This window comes from Caballeronia mineralivorans PML1(12), assembly GCF_001028175.1.
GTDB lineage: Bacteria > Pseudomonadota > Gammaproteobacteria > Burkholderiales > Burkholderiaceae > Caballeronia > Caballeronia mineralivorans.
Genome location: NZ_AEJF01000221.1, coordinates 47,319 through 59,169 on the forward strand (window position 1 = coordinate 47,319; position 11,851 = coordinate 59,169).

8 protein-coding genes and 1 pseudogene are annotated in these 11,851 nt (G+C 56.8%); 7 read left to right on the top strand and 2 right to left on the bottom strand.

Features of this window, described 5'->3' with window-relative positions:
* Nucleotides 1-96 precede the first annotated feature (96 nt).
* A complete protein-coding gene (locus EOS_RS36285) occupies nt 97-705 on the bottom strand; it encodes a TetR/AcrR family transcriptional regulator (protein WP_047897044.1) in 609 nt (202 codons plus the stop codon).
* Nucleotides 706-1,355: 650 nt separating this feature from the next.
* Between EOS_RS36285 and EOS_RS36290 the strand changes: the two genes are divergently transcribed.
* Entirely contained in the window at nt 1,356-3,278 is a 1,923-nt protein-coding gene (locus EOS_RS36290) for a putative bifunctional diguanylate cyclase/phosphodiesterase (protein ID WP_235443071.1), read from the top strand.
* Between the two features lie 410 nt (nt 3,279-3,688).
* On the opposite strand, the gene EOS_RS36300 is transcribed toward EOS_RS36290, so the two are convergent.
* Nucleotides 3,689-4,708, bottom strand: coding sequence for a LacI family DNA-binding transcriptional regulator (locus tag EOS_RS36300; protein WP_047897046.1), 1,020 nt, complete (start codon nt 4,706-4,708; stop codon nt 3,689-3,691).
* 264 nt (nt 4,709-4,972) lie between these two features.
* On the opposite strand from EOS_RS36300, the gene EOS_RS36305 reads away from it, so the two are divergent.
* From EOS_RS36305 to EOS_RS48440, 6 genes and pseudogenes are all read left to right on the top strand, one after another.
* The gene (locus tag EOS_RS36305; protein ID WP_047897047.1) at nt 4,973-6,112 is read left to right on the top strand and encodes an ABC transporter ATP-binding protein; all 1,140 of its coding nucleotides are present in this window, start codon (nt 4,973-4,975) and stop codon (nt 6,110-6,112) included.
* A gap of 31 nt (nt 6,113-6,143) precedes the next feature.
* Nucleotides 6,144-7,376, top strand: coding sequence for an ABC transporter substrate-binding protein (locus tag EOS_RS36310; protein WP_047897048.1), 1,233 nt, complete (start codon nt 6,144-6,146; stop codon nt 7,374-7,376).
* Between the two features lie 98 nt (nt 7,377-7,474).
* Nucleotides 7,475-8,350, top strand: a complete 876-nt coding sequence (locus EOS_RS36315; protein WP_047897049.1) for a carbohydrate ABC transporter permease — start codon at nt 7,475-7,477, stop codon at nt 8,348-8,350.
* 14 nt (nt 8,351-8,364) lie between these two features.
* On the top strand, nt 8,365-9,216 hold the full coding sequence (locus tag EOS_RS36320) for a carbohydrate ABC transporter permease (RefSeq protein ID WP_047897050.1): 852 nt from the start codon (nt 8,365-8,367) through the stop codon (nt 9,214-9,216).
* Nucleotides 9,217-10,995, top strand: a pseudogene (locus EOS_RS36325) (beta-galactosidase); the annotation flags it as partial. It lies immediately after the preceding gene.
* 66 nt (nt 10,996-11,061) lie between these two features.
* Complete coding sequence (locus tag EOS_RS48440; RefSeq protein WP_235443074.1) at nt 11,062-11,271, top strand: Beta-galactosidase C-terminal domain; 210 nt, start codon at nt 11,062-11,064, stop codon at nt 11,269-11,271.
* The last annotated feature ends 580 nt before the right edge of the window (nt 11,272-11,851 follow it).

Here is an 11,851-nt window from a genome sequence, read left to right on the forward strand (position 1 = left end):
GGATGTCTTTACGTAGTTGGTTGGGCATTCATCTTGTTGAAATATGATTGTCATCATATTTTTGATCCAACGAAAACCGGCACCGGGCCGGCGGATTTACGCATCAGTGGGTGCGAGTTTCTTCAATGCAGCTTCAAGAAAACTTTCCGACAGCTTAGGGTCGTCGACGGCGCGCGCCAGCACAATGGTGCCTACCATGGTGGCCACCGTCATTAGCGCCTGTTCGTGCGCGCCCGGCTGGCCCCAATCGGGCAATTGGCGCGCAACGACATCGATCATCTCCTTGATGCGGCGGGTGGCCGCGCGCCGCACGACCGGCGCCTGGCGCGGCATCTCCGAGCCGAGGGCGGAGACCGGGCAGCCAGTCTCTATGCCTTCACAATGCTCCTTCGACAGATAGGCGCGCACCATCGACGGCAACGCCTGCTCTGGCGGCACGGAGGCGGCGATTTGCTCTGACAGGGCCACGGCTTCAGCACCGGCGCGGTCTGCAGCTTCGGCAAGCAGCACCTCGCGCGACGGAAAGTGCGCATAGAAGCCGCCATGCGTCAGGCCGGCCTCCTTCATGATGTCGGCCACTCCCGTGCCGTCGTAGCCACTGCGCCGAATCGCGCGCGCGGCAACCTCGACAATGCGCTCGTGCGTGATTTCCTTGCGGCTGGCGGTTTTCCGATTGATTGGCGCGTTTTTCATGATGGCCATCATATAACATATCGGCGCAACTTGCTGCGCGGAGCAATGTCGATGGAGATCGATGTTTTCTGTTTGGCTGGAGACGGAAAAACATAGACGCTATCGCCCGTCATTGCTTTGAGTTCGTTCAGAACAGCCAGCGCTTGCCGGGGAAGTGGAACGATGTGGTCATATTCCTACAACGATTTCAGGAAATCCCTACCCCGGTCTCACTACAGAGATCGAAGCGCATCGCCGTATACCGATATAACCACCATGGCTATCGGCTTCCCACCTTTGGCTTCGCAGAGTCCAGACCAGGACACCCACTCTTTGATGGATGCAACAAGGACAAGTTTGCACAAACAATAAAATTCAAGATCATTCCCTCGCTTGGGGTGGGCGTAATACACATGGCTCGAATCGGACTGTTTGGGGCACTCGGTCTTCCCGGACTCGTTTCGAACATAGTCGACGCATGCGCCGGCAATACCTTGCTGGTTACCGCAGTTCGAAGTAGCGACTGAAGAAGCCGTTGTCGGGTTCTGCGCATAGCAACTTAAGGCAGGTACGGGCAACAACTGCATAGGCCATTAGCGGTGTCGTAAGAGAAACCGAGATTCGAATTTTATAGTCCGATGTCTCGGATTGGACTCGTTGGCGATAGATCGCAAGGATGCGTGATGATGGAGTTCATGAAATGCTTGAAAGCCGTTAAAGAAATGGCGGCTATCCCCAAACACAATCCGGATCTGCTGATCGCTCAGTACAAAGCTTTCACGTTTCAGATGCCCCTCATGTATGTGATCTTGATGATCAACACATGGGGCGTGGCGGCGACCCACATGCACGTGGCGCCGCGCTGGATGACAATCGACATACCGGTTGTCATGACCGTGATCTCGGCCGTGCGGGCTATCGGTTGGCTGCGTTGTTCGAAGCAGGAAGCAACCCGCGATGTCGCGTTAAAAGCACTGTCCCGTACCCAACGGCTCTCGGGCATTCTTGCCCTCGCTTTCACGCTGTGGGCACTCGCACTATTTCCCTACGGTGACGCCTACGAAAAGGCCCATGTCGCCTTTTATATGGCTATTACGGTTATCGGTGTGATTTTCTGCATGATGCATTTGCGGCCGGCCGCTTTCACCGTTGCTTTCATCGTCAACGGCTCGTTTGTCATTTTCTTCTCCCTGTCCGAGAACTTGGTCTTTGTCGCAATCGCCATCAACACCGCGCTTGTCTCCGCGGCGATGCTCGCCATACTGTTGGTCCACTATCGTGACTTTACTGGCATGGTGAATGCTCGCGTGGAAAATTTCCGGCTCGCAAATATTGATAGCCTGACGGGTTTGGCGAACCGTCGCGCATTTTTTTCCTACCTTGACAAGGCGTATGCGAAGGCGAAATCCGATGGAACCCGTCTCGCCGTCGGCATTATTGATCTGGATGGCTTCAAACCCATCAACGACATCTATGGTCATGCGACCGGCGATAAACTGCTTCAGACTATTGGGACGCGCCTGGGAAATGTATGTCCAGCAAACTACTACGTCGCAAGGCTCGGTGGGGATGAGTTTTCGATTGTGGCCTCAAACTTCGGCGATACGGGCGAACTTGTGGCGACTGGAGAGCTTATCTGTTCTGCGATACGAACTGCTGCGTCGCTGGGAGATATAACGCTGCAAATAGGTGGATCGATAGGATTCTCCGTCTACCCCGATATGGCGAGCGACACGGTGCAATTATTTGCAAACGCCGACTATGCGCTCTATCACGGAAAGCGCGCGGGTCGTGGCAAGGTGACACTTTTTTCCATTGATCACGATGCCAAAATTCGATCCGACGCGAAAATTGAACAGGCGCTACAACACGCGAACCTCGAAGATGAACTGACGGTAGTGTTCCAACCGATCGTCGATGTTTCGAGTCGAACGACAATCGGATTCGAGGCACTTGCTCGCTGGTTCAGCCCGACATTGAGTTCAATCTCGCCAACGCAGTTCATTCCCGTTGCTGAACGAACAGGGATGATCTTGGCGATCACCCTGACGCTATTGAAAAAGGCGCTTGCGCATGCCTTACTTTGGCCTGATCACATCCGTCTTTCGTTTAACCTGTCCGCCCACGATCTTAGCTCCCCCGAGAACGTCCTCGACATAATTACGGAGATCAGGAGGAGTGGCTTCAATCCCGCTCGCCTCGATCTCGAAATAACCGAGACCGCTTTTATTCGTGATTTTTCGCAAGTTCGTAGTGCCACAGAGACTTTGCGATCGCTCGGATGCGGCATTTCCCTGGACGACTTTGGCACAGGTTTTTCGAGCCTGACGCACCTCCATGCACTGCCGCTCACCAAAATCAAAGTCGATCGCAGTTTTGTCACGGATCTAAACAAAAATCCCGCAAGCTATAAGATCGTCAAATCCCTTCTCGCGCTCAGTCGAGATATGGGCCTTGATTGTATTGTTGAAGGTGTAGAGACAAGAGACGAATTAGCTATTCTCCAAACACTTGGAGACCTGACGGTTCAGGGATATCTGTATTCCAAGCCAATCTCGGCAGACGAAGTCGTTGGTTTCCTTGAACAACCGGCGACCGTTGCTTAGGTGATTTGACCGAACGAATCGAGGGACTGCTCAGGGTCGCGTGTTGCGAAATTTCGAGTCTTGACGGACTTGGCACACCGCGGTCGGCGAGGATCAAGGTAGATTATCCATTGACCGATTTTGCGGTGGACGGTAACTGAATCAGTTCATGTCAGGATCAGATTTGCCCATGCTGCGCCTGATTCCTGTGCTGGGCCTGAAGAAAGAGCAGGGCCCGTACATTCATCCGCACGAACGGCAGTGAAACGCTGATCGCGACAACGGCCGTGTCCTGCCTTTCGTTATCGACGCAGCCACGCAGGCCACGTTCGGATCGGATTCGTATGTCCGGGACAGAGCGATCTTGATTCATCAGCACTCGATCTTATGTGACGGACCCGCAGACGTGATGAACTCAGGAGAGGAGCGCGCTAACTTTTCCGTACAGGAGCGGTGGAGGCACGTTTGACCAGCACCGGGTCTGCGGTCCGAACAACCGGAGGCACATCGGGCGCATTGGCGATGAGCTTTAGCAGCAACTCGACGCTTTGCTCGGCCATCTCGGCCGTAGGAATGGCAACGGTGGTGAGCGAGGGCCTGGACTGACTTGCCAGTTCAATGTCAGTTACGCTGACAATGGAAATGTCATCCGGAACATTCAACCCTAGCGAAGCAGCAGCGTTTAGCGCACCTAGTGCCGGTAGGTCGTTCGAGACGAATAAAGCGGTCAGGTCCGGGTGCGCGGACAGCAGGTCGAGCGCAGCGTCGAAGCCGCTTTGGAACGAGTCGCTGCAGAACCGCGCATCCGCCAGGACATGCTTGACCTTTCGCGCGCGCAGGGCGTCGCGAAAGCCCTGGTAGCGGCCACCGTGAATGCCGTTTTTCGGGCTGCCGATAAGCGCACCGATGCGGTGATGCCCAAGTTCCAGCAAGTGATCCGCCGCGATAAAGCCCGCCTTGTGGGAGTCAAAGGCAACGCACGGCACCCCCGGTGGATCGTCTGGAAATTCCCAGATAGAAATGACCACGGGAGTACCCGTCGCCTGAATGGCTTTCAATTCATCAATCCGCAGATCGCCGTTGTTCGCGACCAAAATACCGTCTGACAGCGAGCCCGCGACATCCGCAAGAAACCGTGTTCCGCCATCCGGCTCATAATCAGTATTGCAAACCAATAAAAAACGGCCGTGCCGGCGAGCGGCATTGTTCGCTTGCAGCGTGAACTCCGGATAGAACGGGTTCGTGATGCAACCCAGCATGAGCGCAATCGTAGGTGCGCGGCGTTCCACCAGCGCCCGCGCGTTCAGATTAGGACGGTAACCCTGCGCGGCCACTACCTTCAAAACCCGCTCACGCGTGGCGTCGCCTACCCGGCCCCGGTCTCGAAGCACATTGGTTACCGTCGTCGGAGTCACGCCGGCCAACGCCGCGACCTCCTTGATAGTTGCCATCAGCCTTTCCCGCTTAGTCATTCCATTTCCCGAAATCTGCAGTGAACATCGCTTACGACTACCTTTAACGTCATATCGGACGTTGATGTTACCAACGCTTTCGTCTGACCGGCGGAGTCGATTTCGTCAAAAAAAATTCTTGCCAATCGTACCGCACGCTGCTAACTTCCCTCCACACAACCACGTTGATCGACTTTTCTGACGGCCCCGGGCCGTATTTTTAGCGAAGTTTGATTTAACGTTAAACCAAAGATTGGAGACGCGGTGGCAGCGATATCTTTGCAGGGCATTTCGAAAGCGTTCGGAGAGGATGTGCCGGTGCTTCGGGATGTAAATCTCGAGATTGCACACGACGAGTTCTGTGTCTTCCTCGGACCGTCCGGCTGCGGAAAGTCGACCCTGCTCCGAATCATTGCCGGGCTGGAGGACCCAAGCGCTGGCGAGATTTCGATCGGTGGCCGCGTCGTGAACACCTTGGCGCCGGCAAAACGCGGCGTAGCGATGGTGTTTCAAAGCTATGCCTTGTTCCCACATATGACGGTCGCCGAGAACATGAGCTTTGGGTTGAAGCTGGCCAAGCTGCCGGCGCCGGAGGTAGAGCGCAAGGTGCAGGAAGCCGCGAAAATCCTGGAACTCGGACCCTTGTTGAATCGCAAGCCCGCGGCGTTGTCCGGCGGCCAGCGGCAGCGCGTGGCGATCGGCCGGGCCATCGTGCGCGAGCCCGGTGTCTTCCTGTTCGACGAACCCCTTTCGAATCTCGACGCGACCTTGCGCGGGCAAACACGTGTCGAAATTGCGCGAATCCATCGCCGCTTCAGTGAGGCGAGCACCGTCTACGTGACGCACGACCAGGTTGAAGCCATGACCCTGGCCGACAAGATCGTACTGCTCAATGTTAGCCGGCACGCATCGGCGTCTGGAAGCATCGCCCAGGTCGGCACGCCCATGGATCTGTATCTGCGGCCGAACAGCCGCTTTGTAGCGGGTTTCATCGGCTCGCCACAGATGAATTTTCTGCCGGCAATAGTCAGCAAGTTAGAAGAGGGGAGCACGACCGTAACGCTCGGGGCGTCCCGCGAAGACGTCCGGGTCAAGCGGACAGGCGCGCGGCTGACGCCGGGACAGGCGGTGACGCTTGGCGTGCGGCCGGAGCACATCACGCTGCTCGCTTCGGGCGAGCTGGAAGGGGATGGGCCGCGATGCGCCGGCTCGACGCTGACGCGCACGGTGTCGCTCGTCGAGCGGCTTGGCGAGCAGAGTTATCTCCATTGCAACGAAGCGGGCGGCACCACGCTTCTGGTCAAGCTGCAGGGCAATACGCTGTTGCGTTCCGGCGAAGTGGTTCGCCTTGCACCTGATCCTGCTTCGTGCCACCTCTTTACCGAAGAAGGCCACGCCGTCTGAGCGGGCTCATATAAACATCAGGAGACAAACCATGAAAAACCGAATCCGCTTGTCGTTGCTTTGCGCCGTGATGAGCTTCGCCGCCACCGTCCATGCGGGAACATTGATGGTCAACATGGCATTCAAAGGGGCGAACCAGCGCGCATTCTGGGAGAACACAATCGCCGAATTCGAAAAGGCCAACCCTGACGTCAAGGTCAAGATAGCCTACATCGAGGAAGAGACCTACAAGGTCCAGCTTCCCGGCTGGTTGATTTCCGAGGCGCCCGATGTCGTCAGGTGGCATGAAGGCGAGCGGATGCGTTACTACGTCGAGCGCGGTTTGCTGGAAGACCTCTCGCCGGACTGGCGGAAGAACGGCTGGAATGCGAGCTTTGCCTCCCTGAAAGATCCGTCGTCGTACCAAGGCAAACAGTACGCCTTGCCGACAGACTACTTTTCCTGGGGTGTTTTCTACAGAAAGGATCTGTTCGCGAAGGTGGGGATTCAGGGTGAGCCGCAGACGTGGGCTGAATTCCTCGATGACTGCAAGAAGCTCAAAGCGGCCGGCATTGCGCCGATCGCCGTTGGCGGCCGCGATTCATGGCCGCTCGCCGCATGGTTCGACTACCTCGATCTGCGCATCAACGGCTATGCATTTCACATGCAACTGATGGACGGAAAAATCCCCTATACCGATGCGCGCGTGAAGAAGGTGTACGAGGCGTGGAAGGTGCTGATCGACAACAAATATTTTGTCGACAACGGACTGTCCTACACGCTCGATTCCGCTCAGCCTCTGCTGATCCAGGGTCAGGCGGCGATGATGCTGATGGGCTCGTTCATCTCCGCTGGGCTGCCCGATACGGTCAAGACGCAGACGGGATATTTCCAGTTCCCAGTTGTCGATCCCAAGATTCCTGTGGCTGAAGACGGCTCTGCGGACTGCCTCAACATTCCTGCCAAAGCGAAGAATAAAGCTGATGCACGACGCTTCATCGCGTTTGTCGGCACGCCTGAAATCGAAGGACGTCTTGCCAAGGCATTCGGGTCGCTGCCGGCCAACAATCAAGCATCGGTCGCGGACGATCCATTTACCAAGAAGGGTTTCGCGATCCTGTCTAATACCAAGGGCGGCATTGCCCAGTTCTACGATCGCGACATGACAAAGGAAATGGCGGACGAAGGCATGAAGGGCATGCAGCGGTTCTTCAGCGACCCGTCGAAGCTCGATCAGGTGCTGGCTCACCTCGAAGAGACCCGCATGCGCATCTACAAAAAATGATGTACGACTACCCGGCGCCACTGCACGCCCGGGAAGCGATCGATTAATCAACGTTTAGCCAACGCAGCGCGCCTCGGCGCGCGTTACCGAGCTTCATCATGTCCGCATCCATCAGTGCGTCTCCACTCGCGCGCCGCCGCCGGCGCTCGGCGCTGCTGTTCCTCGCGCCCGCTTGTGCGATGTTCTTAATCTATGTGATCTACCCGATCTTCAGCAGCATCGTGCTGAGCTTTTACGATTGGGACGGAGTCGGGGCACGAACCTTCGTAGGGCTTGCGAACTACCGCGAACTGCTTCATTCCGATACGTTTTTTACGGCGCTGCAGAACAACGTGCTCTGGCTCGCCCTGCTATTGCTGGCGCCGCCCATCGGATTGCTGCTTGCGCTCTATTTGAATCAGAAGGTACGCGGCATCCGGATCGTCAAGTCATTGTTCTTTTCGCCGTTCGTCGTGTCGGGTGTTGTCATCGGCCTCGTCTTTAGCTGGTTCTACGACCCCTCGTTCGGTTTGCTGAAGGTACTGATCGGGCACGGTGTGCCGGTGCTCGGCGACGAGCATATGGCCACGCCCGGGATCATTGTTGCCGCGCTCTGGGTGCAGATTCCATTCTGCATGATTCTGTTCCTGACCAGCCTGACCGGGATCAATCCCGAAGTCATAGAGGCTGGACGGCTGGAAGGTGCCCGTGGCTGGTCCCTGCTTTGGCACGTGGTGCTGCCCCAGTTGCGCCCGGCGACCTTCATGGCGATCACGCTGACCGTGATAGGCGCGTTACGGAGCTTCGACCTGATTTCGGTCATGACGGGCGGCGGTCCCTTCGACAGTTCGACTGTCCTTGCTTACTTCATGTACGACCAGGCGATCAAATACTTCCGCTACGGCTATTCAGCCGCGATCGCAGTCGTGTTGTTCCTCGTCATGCTGGTCTTCATCGTCTATCAGCTGCGGCGCTTGCTGCGCTCGGACAATTGATTCAGGAGCATCCCATGTATCCCTTGCCGGTTGCCAGCTGGAAACCATCGAATCGGGTGCTGTACAAGATCTCTTTACCCGTTGCGTTGATCATCTGGTTGTTGCCCTTGTTAGCCGTGCTGCTCACCTCCATCCGCTCCTCCGACGAGTTGATGCATGGCAACTACTGGGGGTGGCCGCATGACTTCGCCGCGTTCCAGAACTACCGGACCGTGCTGGTCGACTCGCCGATGCTCCACTACGCATGGAACAGTTGCCTCATCACGTTTCCGTCGGTGTTCGGTGCGATCGTACTTTCCGCCATGGCAGGTTTTGCTTTGGCAACGTATCCGTTCAAGGGCAACGCGGCCGTTCTGGCGACCTTCGTAGCCGGCAACTTCGTGCCGATCCAGATTCTGATGATCCCGGTACGCGACCTGACCCTGAGGCTCGGACTGTTCAACACGGTCGCTGGGCTCATCCTGTTTCATCTCTCCTTTCAGACGGGTTTTTGCACCTTGTTTCTGCGCAACTTCATCAAGGAGTTGCCGTACGAACTCGTCGAAGCGGCCCGGGTTGAGGGCGCCACGGAATGGCAGCTGTTCTACAAGATCGTGCTGCCGTTAATCCGGCCCGCACTTGCCGCGCTTGCAGTCCTCGTTTTCACGTTCGTGTGGAATGACTATTTCTGGGCGTTGTGTCTCACGCAGGGTGATGACGCCGCACCGCTGACGGTCGGGGTCGCCGCATTGAAGGGACAGTGGACCACCTCGTGGAACCTCGTCTCGGCAGGTTCGTTGCTGGCGGCACTGCCGTCCGTCGCGATCTTCTTCGCCATGCAAAAGCATTTTGTGGCGGGACTCACGTTTGGCGCTACCAAGGGCTGAATGCTTCCGCTCCGGGCCGGATGCTTTTGCATCCGGCGCCTATCAATCAAATCAGGAAACGTTTATGAAGGTCGGTGTCGATTATTACCCCGAGCATTGGGATCGGGCGATCTGGGAAGAAGACGCGGCGCGCATGCAGGCTGCGGGGATCACCCTTGTGCGGCTGGCAGAATTCGCCTGGTCGCGTCTGGAACCGACCGAAGGTCAGTTCGACTTCGCATGGCTCGACGATGCGATCGACATTCTCGGTCAGCATGACATTCAGGTGGTCATCGGTACGCCGACCGCGACACCGCCCAACTGGCTGGTAGTGAAGTGTCCTGACGTCCTGCCACTGGATAACAAGCGCCAGCCGGTCTATCCCGGCGTACGGCTGCACCGCTGTTACAACAGTCCGTCGTTGCGCCGGTACACCCGGGTCATCGTTGAAAAAATGGCGAGACACTACGGCAAGAATCCGCACGTCGTTGGATGGCAAACCGACAACGAGATGATTGGCAACGACAGTCACAGCGACGCCGCCATCAGCGACTTTCGTCTTTGGTTGCAAAAAAATACGGCGACCTCGAAACAATGAACCGGGAGTGGGGCACGGTTGTCTGGAGCGGCGAGTACAGCGACTGGTCCCAGGTGAGCACGCCGCTGGGCGGCTCACCGTATATGAACCCGTCTTACCTGCTCGACTACAAGCGATTTTGTTCGGACTCCGTGGCGGATTTCAACCGGTTCCAGGCGCACATCATTCGCGAGCATTGCAGCGGGCAGTTCATCACGCATAACCTGTGGGGTTACCCGGTCGTCAACGATTACTACGACTTGTTCGACAGCATGGATTTCGCGTCGGTCGATTATTACCCGAGCACCGATCTCGCCAACGACAGCAAATCACGCGTCTATCACGGCGCTTTGACGCATGACCTCACACGCGGCCTCAAACAAAAAAACTTCTGGGTGATGGAGCAATTGAGCGGCACGCCGGGTTGTTGGCATCCCATGTCACGGATGCCCTATCCGGGGATGATTCGCGCGCACGCGTGGCAAAGTGTTTCGCGTGGCGCGGATGCCATCGTTCAGTTTCGATGGCGCACGGCTCGCATTGGCGCCGAACAGTTCTGGCACGGCTTGCACGACCATCACGGCAAGCCGGGGCGACGCTTCGACGAGTTCGTCCGATTCAGCGAAGAGGCGCGGAAGGTGTCGCCTCTGCTGGATGGGACGACCGTGGTCAATGACGTCGCGATTCTGTTCTCGCACGAACAACTCAATGCGTTGACGATCCAGCCGCAATCGGACGGATTCGATTATCTTGCCAACCTCAAGCAAATACATCGCGCGTTCCTCAGGCTCGGCGTAGGTACTGACGTGATAAATTGGACGTCCAATATCCAACGCTACAAACTGATCGTCGCGCCGTTCCTGTTTCTCGTCAACGACGACATCGTCAAGACGCTGACCGACTACGTGGCGGGAGGAGGAACGTTGGTCCTGACCTCCCGGACCGGTGTCAAGAACATGAACAACGTGTGCCTGCCGACGCAGCTTCCCGGACCGTTGAGCGAGCTTGCCGGCGTGCTGGTCGATGAATATGACCCGGTCGGCCATGACACGCAGTTCGTTGCGCTCGGTGACGACAAAACGTTCAAATGCGCGCAGTGGTGCGATGTCCTCACACCGACTACGGCCGGGACGGTGGGCACCTACGCGAGCGAGTTCTTTGCCGCGCGGTCTGCCGTGACGAGAAACCGCTTTGGCAAGGGGGTGACCTACTACCTCGGCACGGTACTGGAGGATGAAGGATACAAGGTATGGTTTGAAGGGATTTTGACTGACCTGAACATCGTGGTCATGGCGCATCTCCCCGCAGGAGTTGAGGTCTCCGTAAGGACCGACGGCGAGCGGCGTCTTCTTTTCGTGCTCAACCTGACCAAGAGCGAGCAGGTCGTCGAGCTGCCGGAAGGGGACTATCAAAACGTGCTGAGTCACCTTGTTGCACCGAGGCGTTTAGTACTGGAGGCCATGGGCGTCGAGATCCTGCAGGCCGTCGGCAAGATCTAGCGCGGCGTTCGTCCGCAATTCGCTTGCGCCTTAACACGCCTGTCGGTTACCGGAGGTGCGACTGTTACTGAACGCGTGAGTCGATGCATTGATCGCTACGATGGTGCCTAAAATTGGCGGTAGCCAATCATGCAATACCTCGATTTCAGTGCACTTTACAATCCCGTCAGCTAAATCCCGTGAGCGAAAATGTGCTTTTCAGAAAAATTGCGCGAGCAGCCCGGTAAAACCGGTGTGTGAACCGGGTGCGAACGCGGTGCAACGCTGACACCAAACATGAAAGCGCAGGACTCCTCCTAGTTGACGCAGATGCGGACCTGTGCGTCGCCCAGTAAGTACAAAAGTGTAGCGCGTGAACAAAGGGTGCGCTTCGCGGATAAATAAAATTCGTATCCCGGACGAATAGAAAAACAAACGCCGAAGCATCGCTGTAGCGCCAGATGCGGACAGCGAGAGACCGCCGGATACAAACCTTGCGCGATGCCGTGAAGATGGAAGAATTAACCGGCGGCATCGCACGTTAGGAAAATCGACGCGGAGAACGTGGGTGGCTAATCCGTTCCAGGCTCAAGAATTAAGA